The sequence below is a fragment of the Martinezella miluonensis genome (genome assembly GCF_900094545.1).
GTDB classification, from domain to species: domain Bacteria; phylum Pseudomonadota; class Alphaproteobacteria; order Rhizobiales; family Rhizobiaceae; genus Rhizobium; species Rhizobium miluonense.
The window spans coordinates 1-21,087 of sequence record NZ_FMAH01000008.1 but is presented as its reverse complement, the minus strand read 5'-3'; the positions used below and the strand labels follow the sequence as shown (position 1 = coordinate 21,087).

The window sequence follows — 21,087 nt, the reverse complement described above, 5'->3', positions numbered from 1 at the left end:
TGTAGACATGGACATCAACCTGATCGTCGAAAGTATTTCCGTGCTTGCGCATGGTGTTTTCCTCACCCTTGCCCTGACACTTCTGTCGCTCGTGATCAGCTTCATTCTATCGGTGCCACTCAGCCTTCTCAGGGCATCGCCGAATAGAGCCCTCTCGGGATCGGTGCTGGCATACACCTATGTGTTCCGCGGCACACCGTTGATGGTACAGCTCTTCCTGGTCTACTACGGCCTCAGCCAGTTGGCGGTCGTCCGGCAAAGCATCCTCTGGCCGTTGCTGCGCGAACCGTTCTGGTGCGCCCTCGCCGCCTTCTCGTTGAACAGCACCGCTTACACCACCGAAGTATTCAGGGCCGGCATATTGGCGGTTCCACGCGGCATCGTCGAAGCCGCCCAGGCCCTCGGCCTGTCACGACTGATGCAGATCCGGCTGATCATATTCCCTTTGGCCTTCAGGACCGTGCTCCCCTCCTATGCGAACGAAGTGATCGGCTTGGTCAAGGCGAGCTCGCTGGCAAGCACCGTCACACTCCTGGAAATCACGGGACTGGCCCGCCGGATGGTCTCGGAGACATTCGCTCCCTACGAAGTCTTCCTGGCGGCAGGTCTTCTTTATCTGCTCTTGAACTTCATCGTTTCGGCATTCTTCCGAATGCTCGAGATGCATCTCGCCCGGTCGCCCACCAGCAATTCAAGGAACATCATCGCCGGCCCGATGGCTTCGAGGCTTTTGCGCCTGAGAAAGGCGATGAGCAGGCGAGCCCACACGAAACACGGCAATCAGCCATCCACCAACTCACCATAAAAAAGGGAAACAGCAAATGCTCAAATCCATTCTCTTAGCATCGCTCATTGCTCTCATGGGCCAGACCGCCGTCCATGCCATGGATCGCAAAGTCCTTACGATTGCGACCGAGGGCGCCTCTCCGCCCTGGGACATGATCGATACAGAAGGAAAGCTGGTCGGCTACGACATCGAAGTCGGCAACGAATTGTGCCGACGCATTGCGGTCGAATGCAAGTTCGTCGCGCAGGATTGGGATGGGATGATCCCGGCGCTGACCGTCGGCAAGTTCGATGCGATCATGTCCGGCATGGCGATCACGGAAAAGCGCAAGAAGTCGATCGCCTTTTCGCAACCCTATGCCGGCGGCTTCAACCAGTTGGTCATGCGAAAGGACCTGCAGCTGCCCGCAACCGACACCAAAGCCAAAATCAACCTCACAAGCATTGGCGCCGCGCAGCAGGCAATCCTCGGGCAGCTCCAATCGGCGCTTTCCGGCAGGACTTTGGGCGTGCTCAGGTCTTCGAATTCGGAAGCCGTCCTCAACGAGCTCTTCGGTAAAGTTGCAACAATCCGCAGCTATGATACCCAGGACAATCTTCATCTGGATCTCGCCGCCGGCCGCATTGATGGCGGTCTTGCCGACTATTTCACATGGAAGACGTTTCTCGACGGCAAGGATGGTGAGACGGCTGCCTTTTATGGCCCGGAACTGTCGGGCGGGTTATGGGGTCCAGGCGTCGGGGTCGGCATCCGCAAAGAGAATGCCGATCTCGTCGCGGCCTTCGACAAAGCCGTCGATGACTGCATCAAAGATGGAACACTGAAGGCGCTCAGCCTGAAATGGTTCGGGATCGATATTTCTCCATCGGCGACGCCGTGAGACGGCGCGACTGATTGAAACGAGAAGTCCTGTCAGCGGCCAACTGCTGGATCAGGACATCAGAGTTCCCGGTTGAAATCCTAATTGAACATCGCAGGTAAACCGATGCCCTCCCCTTTTACCGTGGCCATGACCGGCCAGTCGCTCATCCATCGTGACATCAGAATTTGCCGTGATCCCGGCTTTCTACAAATCGTGGAAATCCTGAAAAAGGCCGATGTCGCCTTCACCAACTTCGAAGGGACCATTCTGGGGCGCCACGGTGGCTCTCCCATGAAAGGTTCATATTTCGGGTGTTCAGACCCCTTTGTCCTGGATGCCTTGAAACAAACAGGTTTCAATACCCTGGCGCTCGCCAACAATCATGCCTTCGATCTTGGTCCACCGGGCATCCTGTCTACGATAGAGGAGGTTCGTACGCGCGGTTTCCTCCACGCCGGTATTGGACTTGACCGCGATCATGCCGCGGCGCCGGGCGCGGCCGCCTTCGGCCGCCGTCTTGTAGCCTTGGTGGCAATGGATGCCGGCCCCGGACCTCGAAACATGTATGCGGAGAATGCACGCTACCGCCGGCCGGCCAAACCCGGTGTGAATCAATTGGATGTGACCAGGATTTTCGAGGCGGATGACGCCGTATTCAACATGCTGGAGACAATTCAGGCGACGTTTCAAAGCTCCACGCTGGAGCGGGCCAACTATGCCCAGCCCGACGACCCTCCGGTCCTCGAGGATGACAGGGAAATCGATTTCTACGGCACCGTTTTCCGTCGATCCAACGGCAATCGGCGTGTAATCACCATTGATCCCGATAGTGCTTCCAATCAGCTGACGGCAATTGCGAAGGCCAGATCTCGCGGGCAATTCGTCATCGCCTATCTCCATCATCATCACTGGGAGCCGAACTGGCGCGACGTGCCGGACTGGGTCAGGGCGTTTGCCCATGCCTGTATTGACGCCGGTGCCTGCGCCTTCGTCAGCCACGGGACACCGGTCCTGCAGCCAATCGAGATCTACAAACGCGCCCCGATCTTCTTCGGCCTTGGGAATTTCTTCTTCCACACCGAAAAGGGTGAAACCGAATGGAGCTCGCCGGACGTCTGGAAGAGCGTGGTCGCCACCTGTATCTTCGGCCCGACAGGATCGTTGCAGATCGACCTTCTACCCATCGTACTCGGTGGAGAGGAACAGCTCGAAGAGCTGGACTTCCATGAGCGGCATGCACCGATGGTGGCGTGCGGCAAGACAGGAGCGCAGATCATCGACGATCTCGCCGAACGCTCGGCTGCATTTGGCACCCTCATCAAGCGCGATGGTCCGTTGGGCAGAATTTGCGTTGGCTGAGAGCAGGTATAGAGCACGGGTTTCGACTGCTTTAGAGATGCCGCACCTAAAGGGAAAAAGCACGAAATATTTGTGCGCGGTTTCGGTATCTATCGAAGTCGATCGCCTATCGAAACGGGTTTTCGGCTGCCTAATGTCGCTCTGCGGCCCGCCGAAAAATACCGTCATCTCTCTATAGCGGATTTCACGCGCCCGATTGAGAATTCCTGCCCATTGGTCGTGGTCGCCTCAGATGTTGCTAGCGGACTCCAGCACGATGCCGTGCTGGAGAGGTGGACTCGGGCGCGTCGACAGCCCCTACGCTTTGCCGCTAGCTTTCTGGCGGAACCATTAGTCCCGCTGCTAGTAAACATCGGGACCGACTTTAGTCTGGGCTGGATAGATTGTAATCTTCGTGCTACATATTCGTCTAATCTGTAGTGCGAAGGTAGCAAATGCCTACTCCACATACCCCACCGGCAGCCGTACGCCGCGCCTTGCGGAAGCTCGGCGCGGACATCCACGACGCCCGCCGCCGTCGCAAGCTGCCTATGGCGGTCGTGGCGGAGCGTGCTTTCACATCCCGCTCTACCCTGCAACGGGTCGAAGCCGGTGACACCAATGTCAGTATCGGCATCTATGCAGGTGTGCTTCAGGCTCTCGGTCTGCTCGAAGGTCTGAGCCAATTGGCCGACATCAGTAACGACAGCGTCGGACAGGCGCTGGCTAATGCCGATCTGCCCAAGCACGTTCATCTTAAACGACCAGCCGGATCGTCCCGCGATGGCTGACTTCGAGGTGCATATTGATCTGCACGGCCGCACGCGCCCGATCGGATTGGCGAGAAGCAATCGCGTCCGCGGCGCGGAAACAATTCTCTTCGAGTACGACAGTGCATGGCTTGAGGATCCGCATCGCTTCTCGCTCGAACCAGCACTTGCTTTGACGCGTGGCGCCTTCGCTCCTCCTGCCGGACTGACCACCTTCGGTTCGATCGGGGACTCCGCACCAGATACCTGGGGCCGCCGCCTCATGCAGCGCGCCGAGCGTCGTCTTGCCGAACGCGAGAACCGCACCGTTCGTACGCTCGCAGAAAGTGACTACCTACTCGGGGTGGCAGATGAAACGCGGCTCGGCGCGCTACGGTTCCGCTTGGTCGGCGATGAGACCTTCCAGGCGCCGATAAGGGCCGGTGTGCCAGCCTTGATTGAGCTTGGTCGTCTGCTTCAGATCACCGAGCGGATTCTCCGGGACGAGGAAACGGACGAAGACCTTCAACTCATCTTTGCGCCCGGCTCCTCCCTCGGCGGTGCGCGGCCGAAGGCGTCGGTCATCGACCAACATGGCCATCTCGCCATCGCGAAGTTTCCGAAGGAGACCGACGACTATAGCATGGAAACCTGGGAGGAAATTGCGCTGAGGCTGGCGGGCCAAGCCGGCATCGCCACCCCGCAACACGAACTTGTCGAAGTCGCCGGCAAGTCGTTGATGCTCGCGCGACGCTTCGATCGCGATGGCGCGATCCGCATCCCGTTCTTGTCCGCAATGGCGATGCTGGGCGCGAAGGATGATGACCGTGGCAGCTACCCCGAGATTGTCGACGCCTTGGCGCAGTATGGCGCGCGGGGAAAGACGGACGCCCACGCGCGCTATCGGCGCGTTGTCTTCAATGTGCTGATCTCCAACATCGACGATCATCTGCGCAACCACGGCTTCCTCTGGCTCGGCAAGGCTGGATGGTCCCTCTCGCCTGCTTACGACCTCAATCCAGTGCCGACAGATCTCAAGGCACGTGTGCTGACGACGAACATCGACCTCGACGAGGGTACCTGCTCGCTCGATCTGCTCGAACAGGCGTCGGAGTATTTCGCGCTCACACTGACTCAGGCCCGCGCGGTCATCAAAGAAGTTGCGATGGTGACCGCGACTTGGCGCGAAACCGCAAAAGCAGTTGGCGCCCGGTCAGCCGAAATAACCCGCATGGCCAGCGCGTTCGAGCACAACGACCTCACACGGGCGCTGGCGCTATGACGAGGACTTTCCTTCACAGCTTGGGCCAGTGATAAAGAGCCTCATCACCGGTGTCACCGTCGATCTGGACGTTTCAGACATCGAGGATGCTGGCATTCGGGAAGCGCTGTAGACTTCGGGCGCAACCAACGGTACGTAGTCGACCTTCACCCAATCTCGGCAGCCGAACGATTGATCTCGATCGGCGGCCGCCAGCAGTTGACCGAACATGGGCTCAAGCCGGACGGATCAATGTCACTGCACAAGGTCGCGGGGTCACGGTTACCCTTGGATAGGCCCGAACCATTCCTTCTCAATCACCTTTCAGAAGCAGCTTCCTTGATGAGCCGCTTCAATCACTCTCGCCGTTGTCTTCATCTCCAGCGATCGCCCTGATCACCGCCAACGTCCGGGTTCTGAGCTTTGGCGGCAGACGAAGTATCTCCTCGACAAAGCGGCGCCCTTCGGCGGTGGCGAGATAGGCAATCCGTTCATCCGCCTCGGGAGCGATCGTCGCCCCCTCCCCTGAACCCGGTTGCGGCAGCCCGTCGAAAAAGCAGCGCACCGGCATATTCAGACCGCTGGCGATATCGTAGAGCATCGACGCGCTTATGCGGTTCTTGCCACTCTCATATTTCTGCACCTGCTGGTAGCTCAGGCCAACTTTCTGACCAAGTTCGGTTTGCGACAGGTTGGAATGAACTCGCCTGATGCGAAGCTGCTGCCCCACATGGATGTCGACCGGGTGCGACGCTTGATTGCTCTCCGCTCCAGCCCGAAACGCGTTGCCCCGAGAGTTGCTCGCGGACCTCTTTGCCACCCGGTCATGCATTGCTGTGTATCTCCACTTTAGAGAGTCTCATGCATTGCAACGCCGATTGCGTTCTTCGCCGGAACTAAGACCAATCTTCGGCAAATTTCGCGCCCAGCTAGAATTAATTAGGGACTATCAGTCCGTCGATTGTCAAGCCTCCAATATGCATCTGTTGCACGATGGACGTGCGACGGACCATCGGCTGGAATCTTAGGCGACTTCGGGTGGATAGAGGCCTCTCGCAAGAGCGCTTGGCATTAGAAGCAGAAATCGACCGTTCATACGTTGGTCGAGTCGAGAGAGGCAGAGAGAACGTCACCGTTGCGACGTTGGAAGCCCTCGCAAGAGTTTTGTCAGTAAATGTTTCTGAGCTTTTTGCGGAGGTTGACCCCAAAAGCGCGCGACCGCCGTCTCTTCGTTCTGGGCGGAAGCGAAAGGTTACCTGAACCCTTCGAGATTGCAGTCTTGCTAAGTATAACGGCACGTTCTCGCCTACGGTTTTTACTCGATCATGCATCGCACATGATTCCTTGATCTATGCGACCAGCGACGCAGGCATCATCCAGCAGCAAAGCTGGCCGCGCCTAATGCCACAGAGCAGGTCCAAAATATCTGAATTTAAGATAACTGAAAATCAGATATAACGAAAGAGCCCATCTCAATCGCTGGTGGGTGGAACACGTGGCGAAGACACTCGGCACGGAACGGCATAAAGCGCTCATTGCGCTCTTAACTGAAAAGCGTGAAGCTGCAGGCCTGACGCAGCTTGAGCTTGCCAGAAAACTTGGAGAATATCAGTCCTTCGTAGCTCGGCTGGAGAGCGGCCAACGCAGAGTTGATGTCATAGAATTCTTGGAACTGTCGGAGATTCTAGATTTCGATCCCTACAAAGCCCTGTGGACCATATCGCGTTTTGAATAGGCCGTTCTCGAGACGGCATTAGACCTCGTTGCACGCACATCACGCGCCAGCCGCATAGGCTTATATCCGAAGTATTGGCTTATGGATGCTTATTATAGATGACGCAGAAAACTGAAGCTAACCGTTGAGGATGAAGTACGCTACGAAAAAGCCCACTCAGGATTGTTCGCGCCCACTGCCCCTTCATCATGGCGAGCCTTGAGCGAGGCCCATAAGGAATCGCCAGCAAAACTTTCGAGCGTACCGCAGGCTCCCTCGAGTGGCAGCCTGCCATATTTCCTCAGCGCCGCCTGGATATTGCCCGACCCCAGCATATCGAGTTCCGAGAAGGGCTCGGCATCCTCCAAAAGTACGCGATGTCCCCAGATGCCCGGCTTTTGGTCAGCGGCAATCGTCGCGGATAGTTCCTCATCTCGGTTCATATCGAGTCCGCGACAAAAGACATAGCGCATGAGAGGGTAGTACACGATGTGCCGACTACCACCGAGGACACGTATGCCCGGCAATATGGCCGTGACGATGAACATCAAAAAAAGGTTCGGGATGATCTTGCGTGCCTGCAGCGCCTCGATCACAGCATCCGCCACAAACTCAAGCGAAAAGTCCTCTGGCCCTCTTGCCTCAAGCCGGGAACCCGCCAGCCGCAAGGGAAAGAGGCGGCCGCGATCGCTGCCCCAAAACAGGTCTGTGGCATTCTTGAGCCAGCCCTGCCAGTGACCACCTGCAAGGGCTTCGATGGAGGAGAGCACACACTGCACGAATCCAGTTTCCTCAAACAGATTTCGAGCCAGCCAGGATGATTTATCCTGAAGATGTTCGACCACGAGGTCGACCACATCTTCATCATCGATCTGCAGGAAATCGATACCTCGGTCGAAATATCGGCACCACAATTCTGCATTGGCCTGCTTGATCGCGACCGCGGCGGACGCAAACTCACCTTGGGGCAGTATGGACCGGAGCCGCGCAACCAGATCTCCATCATCCCCCGCACGATCGACGTTTTTAAGAGCAAAGCGATAAGGGCCATTTTGTGCAAGAATGCTGTAGGGGATCATCTGGCTCCGGCTGAGCCCAAAGACGTTGATCGCATCATCGCCGAGTTTTAGCCAACCGGGTCCCTTTCGACCTCTCTCGACGAATTTGACCGTCGATACTGCATAAGAGACATAGGCCGAACGACGGTGCGCGTTCAGCCCCATCAGGCTGAAGAGATGCGTGTAATAGGCATCCGGCTCGATCAACAAATGCAGGTGCGGGCCGGCTTGCATGACCGGGGCATTCGCGATTTCTGCCGCAATGAGGCGGGCACGGTCGTCTGCAAATCCCGCATTTCTGGCCGCCCTGCGGATACATCGCTGAAGAAGCAACATCGCGTGGCGTCGGACAGCACAGTTGTTTGGACGTGGTTCGACATCGAACGCCGCCCGAGCATAGTCCGACAGGCTCCGTTGCCGGTATTCGGCGATCCATGGAAAAAGTTCACCAATCAATTCCAACACAACATGCTTTGTAAGCTGCGGGACCTCAGCATCCATTGGCTCGGTCATGACGGCACTCTCCGGCGTGATGAGGCTCTATTTTTCACGAAAATCAGTACATGGCCGGCGGCAATGACCGCGATCATTCCGCTCCCAAAAGCAAGGAATACCGCCGACGGAGTTAGCGTATTTCCGGAAACGGCAAGACCTGCATAGACAAGTAGACTGAAGCCCATGCAGGCGGCGTGCACCCACCCTTTCGCTCGCCCCAGCTTCCTGCCTGATACCAGCCTTTGTATCTCGACATCGATCAGGACTCGCGACAAATTATAGCCGGCGCCAAGGAGCGCCATCAATACGATGGCAACGTCAAGATTCCGCGTTGGATAGAAGACTGCCATCGCCGCGCCCGACAAAAGAACGATGATCGGAATGACACGGCCACTGGCCTTGCTGAACCGCCCGAGCGTCAAGATCAGCATGCTGATGATCGCACCGGCTGACCAGCAGAATTCCAGCATGCCGAACGCCAGGGATGTCCCTTGGAGTTCCTCGAGCACAAACTCCGAGATGAGCGCGCTGACCAGCATGCCCATCGCGTAGATCAACACATAGCTGACAACAAGACGCGGCGGCACGTGGCTTGTCTCCTCGCCTTCCGCCGCTTCCATGGAAGCTTGCATAGGGCGGCAATGATCGACCGGCACGGTTCGAAAGGGTATAGCGGTCCGGGACATGCAAAACATCGAAATCGCAAATGTGCCGGTAGCAAAGAGAAAGCACGATGTCTCAGGCGCGACACTGAGCAGCCAACCAGCCGCTATTGCTGCCATCATGTTGCCTGCCTGCATAGCGACATACGCCAGTGAATTGAAGGCCACCAGGCTCTCGGATCGCGTAATCGACGGTACGATTGCCGAAGAGGCCGTAAGATACAGCCTGTCGGCCATCGCGTAGAAAATCACTGAGCCATAAAGAGCGTAGTCGGGCTCGTGCAGGACAAGTGCAGCGGATGTCATCAGCAAGATTGCGATCCTGAGCCCGTCGCTCACCATACAGAGTCGCCGGCGATCAAAGCGATCGACGAGATATCCGGCCGGCGCACTCGCCAGAAACTCCGAGATGCTACCGAGGGCCAGGAGTAGGGCAATGGAGCCGGCATTGCCGCCCGATGCCGCTAGCATCCAAATTGCACCGACATAGTAGGCGTTGCGCCCTGTTGCCGCAAAGAATGCGCTCAGCAGAAAGAAGCGCCGCGCGGGGCGCGATCCGCTGCGGCCTGGGCCGAGGTCCGGTGCAATGTTGGCATCTTGATTCATGTGGGTGCCGCCAAAATGGAGACGCATCGCTTGCGCGGCGGCGAAGTTAGAGGATGCCGTCAAACGGCACTTTCAAAATCCTGCTGTAATCCGCTCGGATGCTTTGGCGGACTTATATCTTCCAGTCGGCCCTATATTGCTTTGGCGTCATCCCCATCACACGACGGAAGGCCGCGGCAAGATGGCTGGGGCTGGAAAACCCGCACGCATAGGCGATCTCGGTTATCGGACGGCTGGAGTATCGAAGCATTTCGCTTGCCCGCTCCAATCGTCTTCGAATGATGAATGCATGCGGTGGTAAACCCATCGAAAGCCGAAACGCTTTCGACAAAAAATGCTCGCTCAAACCCGCCTGCTGTGCAAGTTCGGTTAGGCTCAAAGAACCGTCCAATGAGGATTCTATCCTGTCGATCAAACGCTTCAGGACCGCGGGGGAAAGCCCGCCTTTGACATAGTGCCCCCTCTGACCCGAGCGACGGAACAGGCGCCCGAAAATCGTCCTCGCATGGTTCTCGACCATCATATGACTCAAGGGATCCCGCTGGCCAATCTCAGAGCGGATGCTTCTGGCGGCATATTGGATCAACGGATCCTCAAAACCGAGCGCCGGCACGAGCCGATCAAGATCCACTCCGGGCATACTCTCGAAGTGATCCAAAATAAACTTCTTACCAATGGTGATGAACAGGTAGGACGCCGTCGGATCGCCATCGTCCCAACCGCTCCAGCTATGGCCTGCCGGAATAAACGACAGCGATCCGGCCTGCCTTTGCGTAAATGCGACCCTGCGGCCATCCAGATAATCTTCGCCCTCTTTTGTGGCACCGAGGATGTTCAGGAGGATCGCATAGTTGTCCGCGGTAATGTTTGTTTCCTGCCGCCCAACGCCGCTCCTGCGGACGAGGTCCGCGCGCACGGATCGCCAACAGCCATACTCATGGGAAAATGCGGAATGGTCTGCGCGTCTGATTGTGCCAGGGTCAAACGCTGCAGGACCGACCATCCAAAACTCCTTTCAATCGATAGGCGCACGAACGCGCGCTCACCGGTGGCATCTACTACCCTAAATTATGGTGGGATTTTCATTTCTTCTGCAACGTAAAATTTCATGCCAAGTTTCTGAAAGAACAGCAGGATTGTGACGGCGGGAGGCGAAGCCTCCTGCAATTGTACCCCGGCACGATGCTCGTTCTTCTCTATGGAGCAGCCATCAGCTTTTGAAGCAGGAGCATCGATGCGTGCCGAACCAATGGAGCACGACATGCGGGACTTCTCCTTGTTCTTCGAAGAATGCGAACGCGGTCCGCGTTTGAACGAACTCTCCGGCTTCTTTGCGGCCACGGCTGCCGGCCGGTCGGGAAATCCGATCACTCAGCCGCAGGTCGACCGGAGACTACTGGGCAATGACAAGGCTCTCGACCGCTTCATCAGCCTACATGAACAGCGCCGCGGACCATTCGACCAGCATTACCATGCAAGTATTCCCTACCGGCTGGAGGAGGAATGCCGTCTTGGACACGCGATCCTCCGATATGGGCAGGACATGTCCGAACCGCTCAACCTTTATTCGCTGGGCACAGCCGAAGGCACAATGGCGCGGACGATCTCCGAGTTGGCTGAAGGGCATGTCGAAAGCCTGTCATGCAGCCCCAATGTCGAGAATCATCAAAGCTTCATGGCCTACGGCGATCCGCCGCATGCCGCCTTCTTTCATGGCCCCTTCCATCGTCTAAGGAGAGATCTGCTGCGTTCGCGACGGGATCTGGCCAAGTTCGCTTCCGGCTTCGACGTCATTCTCGAGGATACGACGTTCCAGATGTATTCGCCGAATCGGCCCGATCAGATCGAATTCGTCTCGCAGCATCTGAAGGATGATGGCCTGTTCCTCTTCGTCGAAAAATTCAAAAACGCTGAAATCGATGAATATCAGCGCCGCGAACTGCAGAAAGATCATGGCTTCAAGGCACGCTTCTTCGACCCAATCGAAATCATGGCGAAGAAGGCGAAAGTGCTGACCGTCATGAACCGGAACGAGGTTACGCTTGCGGCGATGTCGGATGCCGTCAAGCGCTGTTTTCGCCACTGTTACGTGACCTGGAACAGCGGGAATTTTTGCACACTCGTGGCGAGCAACAGCCTATCGAACATCGAACGCTTCATGTCGGGCCTGATCAAACCAGCGATCCCCACAGAATATGTCTATGAAACGCTGCCCCTTCTTCTCGTCAATGACGAAGAGAAGAAGTAAGAGATCCGGGTACCCAATCACCTAGAGATAGTGTCATCCGGAATGGAGTATCCAGAGATTAGCGATCTTAGCATGATGCATATTCATGTGCGTGCTGACACCGAACATGATGAGCTCAGGCAAACCGACGGCTATCAAGAATTGCCAATGTACTGCGGAATTTTCGAGATTTCACTGCACGTCCTGGCCCGAATGCGTCTGAAGACAAAAGCTTTCGAATAGCTACCCACATACGCCGGGCGCCTTTCCGAGAACCAAGATTGAAGACGAAGTTGCGCGAGGGCGACCGAAAGGGATTTCAAATGTACCAATATGTTGCCGAAGCCTTCGTCGCAGTCGCCAACGCACCGCTTGTTGCGGATAAGATCTGCACGCGGATCGCCGGTTTCAGCATTGCAATAGGCACTGAGGGATCTGACCGGCTTCTGACTTTTAAGGACGGCTGCGCAAACATCAGATTGACCGCCGACGGTCTGTTCTTTCGGGTTTCCGCTCGGGATCTCGTCACCGTCTATGGGATTCGGACGCTCATCGAGGGCAGCTTGTGGAAATTCGCCTCCAGTTCCGCGAGATCCATCAAGTGGCTTCTCGCGAAAGGCATTCCATTTCGTGCAGTCGACAAGCGCTTGACCTACGGACACGGCAGGATGAAAAAACCGTAGTTCAGCCAGCCCATCAGAAACGTTTCCGAAGACTACCGCCGGATATCGAGCTGGTTGGTCTGAGCTTGGTTGCGACTCTGCCGTACCGTTCGATCCTGGATGGGGCGGACCTGCTCATGGACATGGCGTAACGTCGCGCCCTGCTCCGGGCTGATCGCAAACAGGAAGCCCGCGAAAAATTCCTGCTCGGCTGCATACTCATGAAAGCAGGTCTGTCGCAGGCCGACCGGGCATTTCTTCTCGGCGGTCTGCTCGAACTGGCAAGAGTGGTGTCAGACTCGCCGGAACACCGGCGGCTGCGCGATATCGGCGAAGATGCGTTCAAGGCGCCTTCGCTGGATGGTGAGGTCACGCATGCCGAGGAGATGCTGGTATGGCAATGAAGGGAAAATTGCATCCGAGCCTCTTGCTCGCCCTTGTGCCGATCGCGGCAACTGCGATCACCGTCTACACCGTCGGCTGGCGATGGGCGGAGCTGGCCGCCGGCATGCCGGGCAAGACCGAATATTGGTTCCTGCGTGCAGCACCTTTGCCGGCCCTTCTGCTTGGGCCGCTCGCCGGACTGTTGGCGGTTTGGGCCTTGCCTATGCATCGCCGACGGCCGGTCGCCATGGCAAGCCTGTTGTGCTTTTTGAGCGTCATCGTTTTCTATGGCCTCAGAGAATATGGACGGCTTGCTCCGTCCGTACGGCGCGGTGTCGTCACCTGGGACTATGCCCTGTCGTATCTCGACATGGTTGTCGTGATCGGCGGTCTATGCGGCTTCTTGGCGGTGGCGGTCTCGGCGCGCATCTCTACCGTCGTTCCCGAACAGGTCAAACGCGCACGGCGCGCGACCTTCGGCGACGCCGATTGGCTTTCGATGTCAGCGGCGGGGAAACTCTTTCCGGCCGATGGCGAGATCGTTGTCGGCGAGCGCTATCGCGTCGACAAGGAAATCGTCCATGAGCTACCCTTCGATCCGAACGATCCGTCGACCTGGGGACAGGGTGGCAAGGCGCCTTTGCTTACCTACAGGCAGGATTTCGATTCCACCCATATGCTCTTCTTTGCCGGATCGGGCGGATACAAGACCACCAGCAATGTCGTGCCGACGGCGCTGCGCTACACCGGTCCGCTGATCTGCCTCGATCCGTCAACCGAGGTCGCGCCAATGGTGGTCGAGTATCGCAGCCGCGTCCTGAAGCGCGAGGTCATGGTGCTCGATCCGACGAACCCGATCATGGGCTTCAACGCGCTCGACGGGATCGAGACCTCGAAACAGAAAGAAGAAGACATCGTCGGCGTTGCCCACATGCTGTTGTCCGAGAGCGTGCGCTTCGAAAGCTCGACCGGCTCATACTTCCAGAGCCAGGCGCACAATCTTCTGACAGGACTGCTCGCCCACGTCATGTTATCGCCGGAATATGCCGGAAGGCGAAACCTACGCAGCCTGCGCCAGATTGTGTCCGAGCCCGAGCCGTCAGTACTGGCGATGCTGCGTGACATTCAGGAGAACTCGGCGTCGGCGTTTATCCGCGAAACCTTGGGCGTATTCACCAACATGACCGAGCAGACGTTCTCCGGCGTCTATTCGACGGCGTCGAAGGATACGCAATGGCTTTCGCTCGACAGCTACTCGGCTTTGGTCTGCGGCAATGCCTTCAAGTCAAGCGATATCGTCGCTGGGAGAAAGGACGTGTTCCTGAATATCCCGGCATCGATCCTGCGGTCCTATCCGGGCATCGGCCGGGTCATTATCGGTGCTCTGATCAATGCCATGATCCAGGCTGATGGCGCGTTCAGGCGTCGGGCGCTGTTCATGCTCGATGAAGTCGATCTGCTGGGCTACATGCGGGTTCTGGAGGAGGCACGCGACCGCGGCCGCAAGTACGGGATCTCCATGATGCTGATGTACCAGTCGGTCGGTCAGCTGGAACGACATTTCGGGAAGGGCGGCGCAACGTCCTGGATCGATGGCTGCGCCTTCGCCTCCTACGCGGCGATCAAGGCGCTCGACACGGCCCGCAACGTGTCGGCGCAATGCGGCGAGATGACCGTGGAGGTGAAGGGGAGTTCCCGCAACATCGGCTGGAACACGAAGAACAGCGCGTCGCGGAAATCGGAGAGCCTCAGCTTTCAGCGTCGGCCGTTGATTATGCCGCACGAGATCACTCAGTCGATGCGTAAGGATGAGCAGATTATCATCCTGCAAGGACATAGCCCGATCCGCTGCGGGAGGGCGATCTACTTTCGGCGAAGAGACATGAATGCGGCCGCCAAGGCCAACCGCTTCGTCAAGTTCGATCCTTAACGGGTCAGGCCCGCTCGGTGATGTTGTATTCGGGCTGGGTCGGCCACTTTGTGGGAAGGTCAGTCGCATTCCACTGCAATGTATTAACGTGAGCACCAAGAGCACGCGACATCGTGGAGGTTCTGACAGTTGCGGAATAGCAGACTATTTTTTTTGCGTGAGTTTAGCCATTTGAAGGGATCAAAATAAGGCTCTTCTCTATTCGGCGCAGTTGCGTCAAGGGCTTTAAATCTACAATCTGCGTCAGAGCCCGGATTAAGCGCTATCGATTGCCACTGCATCCCGAAAATAGATCTCGGTCACCCGAAACCGTCCGTCGATCCGTCCGCATTGGACGATGACATCGATTGCGATCGTCAGCATTTCACGAATGTCGTGCCGTTCGAGGCCGCCGCCGCCTTCCGACTCCTTCACCAGCAATGTCAGCTGCTCGAAGGCGAGGCGCGCAGAGTCAGCATGGACTGTGGTAATCGAGCCGGGATGCCCGGAGTTCACATTGCGGATGTAGTAGAAGGCAGTTCCGTCGCGAAGCTCCTGCAGAAGGATCCGATCTGGCCGCATGCGCAGGCAGGATTCGAGAAGGTCCTTGGCGCCGACTTTTGCCGTTCCCTGGCCACCTTTCGAATAGAAGAGCCGGACATGGTTGGGCTGCGGGATTACCAGCTCCGGCGTATCCTCGATAGAGATGATCCGCTCGTTATCCGGGATATACCGGATCAACGCCTTGGATAGCGTCGTCTTGCCCGATCCCGTCGCGCCGGAGATGATGATGTTTTTCCGCGCAAGCACTGCCTCCCGAAGAAACTGCTTGTAGGCGCCGATCCGATAGAACTCCAACAGCTTCTGATCCGTCCTCTCGTTCTTGCCTGCCGCGCGTGAGACCTTGGCAAACAACCCTCCGAAATCGAGGTCCTCGAGGCTGAGCGATACGGACGACGGCTTACGGATAGTGATACTGACGGTACCCTTCGTCGTCGCCGGCGGGATCACGACCTGGATACGCTCGTCATCGGGCAGGGTCGCGGAGAGGATCGGCCTGACTTCATCGATCGACTGGTTCGAGAAGCTCGCGACCGCACGCGCAAGGCGCATCAACCTGTCGTAAGATAGGTCCGGCACGTCGTGGGTTTGCCATCCGTCCGATCCCTCAGTTACGACCTTACCGGGCTGGTTGACGATAATCTCATAAAGCGTTTTGTCGCGAAGGAACCGCGAGAACGGCAGCAACAATTCTCGCACGACGCCGGAGTCTGCAGCCTCAGTCATCGCGGTCCCTACTTTGTCACAAGCGTCGAAGCTGGGCTAAAATCGCCAAGCGCCGCGCGATCGTAGATGCGATTGCGGGGTTCCGTGACCCGAAGCCGGTAGACGCTGGAGAAATCGAGATCGCGTGCCACGAAGATGGAAACAAGCTCGCCTTGGTGCTTCGCGAGCGTTGGCGGAATGTTGATCGATTGCTCCACGGCGACGGCCGCCGCCTGTTGACCGGCACTCGTCGTATTCTGTGCCTCGACATTGCTATCCCGCAGCTGGCTGCTGGCGTAAGAGCTGGCGTCGCCGACGATCGACAGAAGGATCGCGCTGCCGAAGCGCTCCCACCAATGCGTGTCGATATAGCCATCGACGCCGGCGCGACCAAGAGCATCGGTTGCGGGCGAGGCCAGGGTGATGATCACCCCTTTCGGCGTCTTGGCCCGGTTCCAAAGGACAAACAGACGCTTCTGGCCACGGCGGAGACCGCCGCGATATTCGCCGACGACTTGTGTTCCCTTCTCCATCAGCACGACGCGGCCATTGTCCGACAGGACGTCGCGGTTGATGACGCAACTGGTAAAGCCGGGCTGATCCGAGGAGAGCGCCGTCTCGAGCACGCAAGGGATGGAGGTCCCCATTGCGACGATGAAGTCGCGATTGCCGAGCGTGCCGGCGCGCGACCCCTGCAATTGCGTCGGCGTCAGCATGCGGTTGAACCGCTGGTCTTCGTTTTCGCCCTGCCCCGTAAAGCTGCTTGGCGTGTTTCCGAGCGGGACATAGTTCGAGTTGGGGTCGGTACTGGCATCATCCCGCTGTCGTCTGGCGGTCGGTGTCTTTTCCGCGCCATAGGCCATGACAGGGGCGCGACGCGCGGCGTCCAGCAGCTTGTCGTCCTTGGTGGGCGCCTTCTCGCTGACGCCAGGTGTCGGAAGCTGGACCTCCGCCGGCGCCGTTACCGGCTGGACCGGTTCCTTGGCCGGCTCGAAATCTGATGTCTGACGGATGACGACCCGCTCCGGCTGTGTGCCGTCGGATGGCTTGTTCTGCCCGCGCATCGACCAGAGGGCAAAGGCGACAAAGGCAACGATCGCTACAGCGACGGCGCCACGCTTGAGGATCGGATTGTTGTCGAGGCGTCGACCGGTCGATGTCTCGGCGCGCTCGCCAGGAATCTGGGTGATTTCTTCCTCGGCCATGACACCTCCTATTGCGCCGCACGGGGCTCTGGCTTGACGACGCGTTCGACCGACGGCGACGTCGTATTCGTCTCAGGATCGATGCCGATGCGGTCATAGGCCTCGTTGAAGACACAAAGAACATCGCCACCCCGGCGCAGAATGAACTTACGGCTGATCGCGTGGACCAGTACGAGATTGCCGTCGACGGACTTTGGGACCAGGCTTTCGGTGCCGTCGGAATTCTCCATGTAGATCGCCGGCATTTCCTGGTTGCCGACAAAGGCGAAGGTCGTGACCTTGCCGTTGTCGTAGACGGCTTGCGGCTCAAGCGCCTGCGCGCCTTGCGCCGAGTATCGCCAGTTGCGCGGTCCATGGGCCTCGTGCAGGGAAAGGACGCGATCGGCTTCTCCGGCTTGCGCTGCCTGGACGCGGGCGGCGGCTTCCAGCTTTCGCCGCTCCGCTTCATCGGCTGGATAACGGTATTTGACATAGAAGTAGGTGTTCTGCCCGGCTTCGACGCTTCCGTCCCGGACAGTGAGTTCCATCTGGTAGCTGCGGGTGGAGCCGTCGCGTCTGGTCGTTACGATCGAGATATTCGTCACTGGCTGGTTTTCCCTGGGCTTGAGGAACAGGATGTTGCCTGCCGGCGCTACCTCCCATGCGACGCTGTTTCCGAGCGCCGCATGAGCGATCTCCTCGTCAGCTGCAAACTCGATTTGCACCGACGATCTGAGCGTGCCGACGATCTTCGTGATGTTGTAGGGCTGATAGTCGACAAAGCGGACGCGGCTATCCTGTGAGGCACTACGCGGCGTGTCGAGCGCAAGCGCCGGCGAAAAAGTCCCAGCAGCCAGGGCAATGGAAATGAGGAAATGCGCTCTCAATTGATGGCCTCCGGATCGGCGCGATAGTCACTAACGACGAAGCCCAGGGGATTGACCAGCCGGTCTGTGGAAGACATCGGAGCGTTGACATAGGAAAAGGTGAGCGTCGCCACCCAATGCGTGGTGCGCACGTCGTCGCCGCGCGTGACGGTGCGCATGTATCGGACGGAAGCCACATTGGCGTTGATCAACGAGATCGAGACGATGTTGATCCGCGAGGTTGAGCTCCTGCCATAGATATTCTGCGGCGAATCCGGATTGCTGCCGCGGTAGGCGGCGGCAAACCGGGTCTGCTCGGGCTGGGTCGACAGCAGCGCCACGGTCCGGAAATTGTCTTCGGCCTCGCTCGACACATAGCCTTCGCGGGCGCGCACATATTTTGCCGCGAAATATTTCGTCACGGCCTCATCATAGGTGCCAGCGGTCGAGGTCAGCGCGGAGACGACATCGACGATCCCCGTCGAATTGTCGACCCGCACAACGAAGGGCTCCACCGTCTTCAAAGGCGTGAGGCCGGCGATGGCGAAGACCGAGACGACGGCGATGATGCTGGCGCAAATGGCGACGAACCAGGCGATGCGAGCGGAGCGCTCGACCTGGATCAGCCGGTCCTGATCGAACCGGCGGGCCTTCTCGAAATAGCTCTTCAGACTATCGGTGCTCACCATGTCATTTGCCCTCGCATGGACGATAGGAGCCGGCGATGTCGAACTGCGCAAAGGCAGCAGGCATTGTGGTGGCCGGTTCCTCTGCAAAGGAGGCGGCACGGTTTGTTGGACCCGGGTCGACGGCGCCGGTGGCTGACCGATCCGTTTTTCCGTTGTCTTGCCATTGCCACATGGAGCGGTTCAGCGGACGACGGGAGTAGCCGTCACACTTAGGCAGAGGATGGGAGATCGAGCTGCAGCCAGCGAGGCTCGCGGTCAGCAAAAGCGACAAAAGCATACGGATCATCTAAAAATAACCTGTCCAATTCCATTGATATCGAGGCTGTCACTCCGTCCGGCTCGGTGTCAGCCGGCGGCCGACGGCTCGAGTTCCGCGACCGACCGCCCGGGCCGTATGGGAGGCAGCCCAGGCGAGCGTGCTTTCATGCGCATCACGAGCTGCGCCATAACCGTAGGTCAGGGATGCGCCGCCTGCGGCAAGCGCGGAGGCGATGCCGGGCAATTGATAGAAGACGTAGAGAGCGGCGATACAGATGGCGCAGAGTGCGATCGGGCGCATCAGGACGTCGCTGTATCCCTCTATCGCGGTGAAAGTGGTGTCGATGCAGGTGATCAGCAGGGAGCCGATAGCCACGACCAGCACCTGGAGGATAACAAAGTTCGCGAGCTGACCGATCCAGGATTCGGTAAACCGCCGCGTCGACTGGAACATGGCGAGAGCGATGAAGATCGGACCGATCGCGAGCACGATGGCGAGCGCGAGGCGCGCATAGAGCGAGACGATGTAGCCGATCGCGGCGACAAGGAAGCTCGCGCCGATGACAAGCAGGCCACCGACCCCGGTCACGATATCGATTGGCCACGAGGCGCGGGACCAAATCTCACGGGCGCATTTCTGACCCTTGTCCAGGAGGCTATCAAAGGTGGATGCGCTCGGCGCCGTCCCGGAATTCAGCGCCTGCGAAATCTCCTTTGGCAGGATGTCGAAAAAGACGTTGGTGACGTAGGTCTGATAGTCGCTGGCGTTCCTCACCAGCATGACGATGATGGCGAGCTTCATCGCCCGCAAGGCGAATTCGAGGATCGGTTCCTGCACCGAGCCGCGCAACACCAGATAGCCGTAGAGGACGACATAGAGCGTCAGCGCCGCCGTCAGTGGGCCGGCTACCCAATTGGCGATGTTCGAGGTGCCGGAGGAGATGAAGTTTTCAAGCGGTGCCTTGAATTGCCCGTCGACGAAGCTGAACACCTGATACATTGGTCAGCCTCCGAGCGACTTGCGCATGCGTTCGAGACGGAGCTTCCCGTCGGCGGCCTCGGCGTTACGGCAATTGGGGGTATCCCGCAGCTCGCCAGGATTGTTGCGGCATTCGCCGATGATCTTCGTCAGCAAAACCTCATCGCCGACAAGTTCATCGACGGTGTAAACCTTGTCGCCAGGAGAGCAGGCCGATAGCGCAAGCACCATAGCGCAGAAAACAAACCACTTCATTTGAGTGCCGCTCCCATCGTGTCCATACGCTGGCGCCAGTCCTCGGCCTTCCGCTGCTCGTCGACTTGGACCTGCGCCTGTTGGACCATCTGCAGGCCCTGCATGCGAAGGACGTCGGTTTGCAGGAAGGCGGTTTCGGCCTGTAGGCGCGCCTGCAGATCGGCGATATCCTTGGCATCGGCGGCACTCGATATCTGCTGGCGAAGCTGGTCGATGCCGTCGATGCGCTTGGTGGCGGCGTCATAGATCTGCCGGCCAAGGCTCATTTGTCCGGCGTTCTGGTTCTGGATGCGCGATAGCTCCTGTGCATAGAAATCATTCGCGTCGGTCCGATAGGTGGAATTGTCTTGGAGGAATTTCGAGGCGGAGGTACCGAAGACACCGGTCCCCGAGCCTTTGAACAGGCCCTCGATGGCATTGAAGTCCTGCGGAAGCGCATGGCGGATTGAAGGATCGTTCAGCAGACTGGCGACGTCGGCCATGTTGGTGATCTTGTTCAGCGAACCATAAAGCTGCTGTGCCTGTTGGAGCTGCTGATTCTCATGTCCGTTTTCAAGAGTTTGGGCATAGGTTTTTCGCGTCGCCTTTTTCAGCGTCGACGAGGGACAAATATGCTGCCTATTGCAGGACGCGGCGGCATTGAGACGACGGTTGATCAGACTCTGATGCGCGGGTTGAATACCGCAGGACCGTGGTTCGTCTCGGGCCTTCCTCTGTCTCACATGGCGCGTGTTGCCGTTTCAGGCTCGCAGAATCACAACGAGGGTTGCCCTGACCGGCCGCCACGCCCAACAATAAGCAGCGTGATGGAATTAAACCTTTCTCCTTTGTATTTGGCGCCCCTTCGTCAGGCTGCCTTTGTGGGGGGAATGGGAA

Annotated in this window: 24 protein-coding genes and 1 pseudogene; 12 read left to right on the top strand and 13 right to left on the bottom strand. The window is 58.1% G+C overall.

Annotated elements, in window-relative coordinates; translation table 11 throughout:
* Nucleotides 1-7 precede the first annotated feature (7 nt).
* From GA0061102_RS09735 to GA0061102_RS09715, 5 genes are all read left to right on the top strand, one after another.
* Complete coding sequence (locus tag GA0061102_RS09735) at nt 8-805, top strand: ABC transporter permease (protein WP_092846348.1); 798 nt, start codon at nt 8-10, stop codon at nt 803-805.
* 16 nt (nt 806-821) lie between these two features.
* Nucleotides 822-1,667, top strand: a complete 846-nt coding sequence (locus GA0061102_RS09730) for a transporter substrate-binding domain-containing protein (RefSeq protein WP_092846346.1) — start codon at nt 822-824, stop codon at nt 1,665-1,667.
* A 105-nt stretch (nt 1,668-1,772) separates the two neighbouring features.
* Complete coding sequence (locus GA0061102_RS09725) at nt 1,773-3,008, top strand: CapA family protein (protein ID WP_092846582.1); 1,236 nt, start codon at nt 1,773-1,775, stop codon at nt 3,006-3,008.
* A gap of 434 nt (nt 3,009-3,442) precedes the next feature.
* Nucleotides 3,443-3,778, top strand: coding sequence for a helix-turn-helix domain-containing protein (locus GA0061102_RS09720; protein ID WP_092846344.1), 336 nt, complete (start codon nt 3,443-3,445; stop codon nt 3,776-3,778).
* Entirely contained in the window at nt 3,771-5,018 is a 1,248-nt protein-coding gene (locus GA0061102_RS09715; protein WP_092846342.1) for a type II toxin-antitoxin system HipA family toxin, read from the top strand. The genes GA0061102_RS09720 and GA0061102_RS09715 overlap by 8 nt, the downstream gene beginning before the upstream one ends.
* Before the next feature lie 331 nt (nt 5,019-5,349).
* Here the strand turns inward: GA0061102_RS09715 and GA0061102_RS09710 are convergent, their stop codons facing one another.
* A complete protein-coding gene (locus GA0061102_RS09710; protein ID WP_092846340.1) occupies nt 5,350-5,829 on the bottom strand; it encodes a helix-turn-helix domain-containing protein in 480 nt (159 codons plus the stop codon).
* Nucleotides 5,830-5,990: 161 nt separating this feature from the next.
* Here GA0061102_RS09710 and GA0061102_RS09705 point away from each other — a divergent pair, with 161 nt between their 5' ends.
* Together GA0061102_RS09705 and GA0061102_RS09700 are read left to right on the top strand one after the other, a co-directional pair.
* A complete protein-coding gene (locus GA0061102_RS09705) occupies nt 5,991-6,257 on the top strand; it encodes a helix-turn-helix domain-containing protein (protein WP_092846338.1) in 267 nt (88 codons plus the stop codon).
* Between the two features lie 235 nt (nt 6,258-6,492).
* Nucleotides 6,493-6,732 (top strand): helix-turn-helix domain-containing protein, encoded by a 240-nt coding sequence (locus tag GA0061102_RS09700; protein ID WP_208858631.1) that lies wholly within the window; start codon nt 6,493-6,495, stop codon nt 6,730-6,732.
* A gap of 140 nt (nt 6,733-6,872) precedes the next feature.
* On the opposite strand, the gene GA0061102_RS09695 is transcribed toward GA0061102_RS09700, so the two are convergent.
* From GA0061102_RS09695 to GA0061102_RS09680, 4 genes are all read right to left on the bottom strand, one after another.
* Nucleotides 6,873-8,282 carry a hypothetical protein gene (locus GA0061102_RS09695; protein WP_092846334.1) on the bottom strand — a complete coding sequence of 470 codons (1,410 nt, stop codon included), beginning with the start codon at nt 8,280-8,282 and terminating at the stop codon, nt 6,873-6,875.
* A complete protein-coding gene (locus tag GA0061102_RS09690; protein WP_245297960.1) occupies nt 8,279-9,595 on the bottom strand; it encodes an MFS transporter in 1,317 nt (438 codons plus the stop codon). Before GA0061102_RS09690 ends, GA0061102_RS09695 begins: the two co-directional genes overlap by 4 nt.
* Before the next feature lie 49 nt (nt 9,596-9,644).
* The gene (locus tag GA0061102_RS09685; RefSeq protein WP_092846332.1) at nt 9,645-10,535 is read right to left on the bottom strand and encodes an AraC family transcriptional regulator; all 891 of its coding nucleotides are present in this window, start codon (nt 10,533-10,535) and stop codon (nt 9,645-9,647) included.
* 65 nt (nt 10,536-10,600) lie between these two features.
* Nucleotides 10,601-10,795: a hypothetical protein gene (locus GA0061102_RS09680; RefSeq protein ID WP_092846330.1), complete on the bottom strand. Its 195-nt coding sequence runs from the start codon at nt 10,793-10,795 to the stop codon at nt 10,601-10,603.
* Between GA0061102_RS09680 and GA0061102_RS09675 the strand changes: the two genes are divergently transcribed.
* The 4 genes from GA0061102_RS09675 (at nt 10,794) to traG (ending at nt 14,735) form a co-directional block, all read left to right on the top strand.
* On the top strand, nt 10,794-11,780 hold the full coding sequence (locus GA0061102_RS09675; RefSeq protein ID WP_092846328.1) for a class I SAM-dependent methyltransferase: 987 nt from the start codon (nt 10,794-10,796) through the stop codon (nt 11,778-11,780). The genes GA0061102_RS09680 and GA0061102_RS09675 overlap by 2 nt on opposite strands.
* 272 nt (nt 11,781-12,052) lie before the next feature.
* Complete coding sequence (gene rctB, locus GA0061102_RS09670) at nt 12,053-12,442, top strand: SMa0974 family conjugal transfer regulator (protein WP_208858630.1); 390 nt, start codon at nt 12,053-12,055, stop codon at nt 12,440-12,442.
* A 140-nt stretch (nt 12,443-12,582) separates the two neighbouring features.
* Nucleotides 12,583-12,825, top strand: coding sequence for a conjugal transfer protein TraD (locus GA0061102_RS09665; RefSeq protein WP_092846326.1), 243 nt, complete (start codon nt 12,583-12,585; stop codon nt 12,823-12,825).
* Nucleotides 12,816-14,735, top strand: coding sequence for a Ti-type conjugative transfer system protein TraG (gene traG, locus GA0061102_RS09660; RefSeq protein ID WP_092846324.1), 1,920 nt, complete (start codon nt 12,816-12,818; stop codon nt 14,733-14,735). The genes GA0061102_RS09665 and traG overlap by 10 nt, the downstream gene beginning before the upstream one ends.
* A 255-nt stretch (nt 14,736-14,990) precedes the next feature.
* Here traG and virB11 read toward each other — a convergent pair whose 3' ends face one another.
* The 8 genes and pseudogenes from virB11 to virB5 all read right to left on the bottom strand — a co-directional run.
* Nucleotides 14,991-16,001, bottom strand: a complete 1,011-nt coding sequence (virB11, locus tag GA0061102_RS09655; protein WP_092846322.1) for a P-type DNA transfer ATPase VirB11 — start codon at nt 15,999-16,001, stop codon at nt 14,991-14,993.
* A gap of 8 nt (nt 16,002-16,009) precedes the next feature.
* Complete coding sequence (gene virB10, locus GA0061102_RS09650; RefSeq protein ID WP_092846320.1) at nt 16,010-17,185, bottom strand: type IV secretion system protein VirB10; 1,176 nt, start codon at nt 17,183-17,185, stop codon at nt 16,010-16,012.
* Between the two features lie 8 nt (nt 17,186-17,193).
* Complete coding sequence (gene virB9, locus GA0061102_RS09645) at nt 17,194-18,051, bottom strand: P-type conjugative transfer protein VirB9 (protein ID WP_092846318.1); 858 nt, start codon at nt 18,049-18,051, stop codon at nt 17,194-17,196.
* A complete protein-coding gene (locus GA0061102_RS09640) occupies nt 18,048-18,719 on the bottom strand; it encodes a VirB8 family type IV secretion system protein (RefSeq protein WP_092846316.1) in 672 nt (223 codons plus the stop codon). The genes virB9 and GA0061102_RS09640 overlap by 4 nt, the downstream gene beginning before the upstream one ends.
* A 1-nt stretch (nt 18,720) precedes the next feature.
* Entirely contained in the window at nt 18,721-19,005 is a 285-nt protein-coding gene (locus GA0061102_RS09635; protein WP_092846314.1) for a hypothetical protein, read from the bottom strand.
* Between the two features lie 39 nt (nt 19,006-19,044).
* Nucleotides 19,045-19,977, bottom strand: a complete 933-nt coding sequence (locus tag GA0061102_RS09630; RefSeq protein ID WP_092846312.1) for a TrbL/VirB6 family protein — start codon at nt 19,975-19,977, stop codon at nt 19,045-19,047.
* Nucleotides 19,978-19,980: 3 nt separating this feature from the next.
* Nucleotides 19,981-20,211, bottom strand: a complete 231-nt coding sequence (locus GA0061102_RS09625; protein WP_092846310.1) for an EexN family lipoprotein — start codon at nt 20,209-20,211, stop codon at nt 19,981-19,983.
* Nucleotides 20,208-20,750 (bottom strand): annotated as a pseudogene (virB5, locus tag GA0061102_RS09620) (P-type DNA transfer protein VirB5); the annotation flags it as partial. The gene GA0061102_RS09625 and the pseudogene virB5, both read right to left, overlap by 4 nt.
* 3 nt (nt 20,751-20,753) lie before the next feature.
* On the opposite strand from virB5, the gene GA0061102_RS33290 reads away from it, so the two are divergent.
* Nucleotides 20,754-21,087 (top strand): hypothetical protein (locus GA0061102_RS33290; RefSeq protein ID WP_208858633.1); only part of this gene is annotated, 334 nt, incomplete at its 3' end.

Bases quoted from the DNA above. Each gene is read 5' to 3' on its own strand.
- GA0061102_RS09735 (WP_092846348.1), top strand. From the start codon at position 8: ATGGACATCAACCTGATCGTCGAAAGTATTTCCGTGCTTGCGCATGGT.
- GA0061102_RS09730 (WP_092846346.1), top strand. From the start codon at position 822: ATGCTCAAATCCATTCTCTTAGCATCGCTCATTGCTCTCATGGGCCAG.
- GA0061102_RS09725 (WP_092846582.1), top strand. From the start codon at position 1,773: ATGCCCTCCCCTTTTACCGTGGCCATGACCGGCCAGTCGCTCATCCAT.
- GA0061102_RS09720 (WP_092846344.1), top strand. From the start codon at position 3,443: ATGCCTACTCCACATACCCCACCGGCAGCCGTACGCCGCGCCTTGCGG.
- GA0061102_RS09715 (WP_092846342.1), top strand. From the start codon at position 3,771: ATGGCTGACTTCGAGGTGCATATTGATCTGCACGGCCGCACGCGCCCG.
- GA0061102_RS09710 (WP_092846340.1), bottom strand. From the start codon at position 5,829: ATGCATGACCGGGTGGCAAAGAGGTCCGCGAGCAACTCTCGGGGCAAC.
- GA0061102_RS09705 (WP_092846338.1), top strand. From the start codon at position 5,991: ATGGACGTGCGACGGACCATCGGCTGGAATCTTAGGCGACTTCGGGTG.
- GA0061102_RS09695 (WP_092846334.1), bottom strand. From the start codon at position 8,282: ATGACCGAGCCAATGGATGCTGAGGTCCCGCAGCTTACAAAGCATGTT.
- GA0061102_RS09685 (WP_092846332.1), bottom strand. From the start codon at position 10,535: ATGGTCGGTCCTGCAGCGTTTGACCCTGGCACAATCAGACGCGCAGAC.
- GA0061102_RS09675 (WP_092846328.1), top strand. From the start codon at position 10,794: ATGCGGGACTTCTCCTTGTTCTTCGAAGAATGCGAACGCGGTCCGCGT.
- GA0061102_RS09680 (WP_092846330.1), bottom strand. From the start codon at position 10,795: ATGTCGTGCTCCATTGGTTCGGCACGCATCGATGCTCCTGCTTCAAAA.
- traG (WP_092846324.1), top strand. From the start codon at position 12,816: ATGGCAATGAAGGGAAAATTGCATCCGAGCCTCTTGCTCGCCCTTGTG.
- virB11 (WP_092846322.1), bottom strand. From the start codon at position 16,001: ATGACTGAGGCTGCAGACTCCGGCGTCGTGCGAGAATTGTTGCTGCCG.
- virB10 (WP_092846320.1), bottom strand. From the start codon at position 17,185: ATGGCCGAGGAAGAAATCACCCAGATTCCTGGCGAGCGCGCCGAGACA.
- GA0061102_RS09640 (WP_092846316.1), bottom strand. From the start codon at position 18,719: ATGGTGAGCACCGATAGTCTGAAGAGCTATTTCGAGAAGGCCCGCCGG.
- GA0061102_RS09635 (WP_092846314.1), bottom strand. From the start codon at position 19,005: ATGATCCGTATGCTTTTGTCGCTTTTGCTGACCGCGAGCCTCGCTGGC.
- GA0061102_RS09630 (WP_092846312.1), bottom strand. From the start codon at position 19,977: ATGTATCAGGTGTTCAGCTTCGTCGACGGGCAATTCAAGGCACCGCTT.
- GA0061102_RS09625 (WP_092846310.1), bottom strand. From the start codon at position 20,211: ATGAAGTGGTTTGTTTTCTGCGCTATGGTGCTTGCGCTATCGGCCTGC.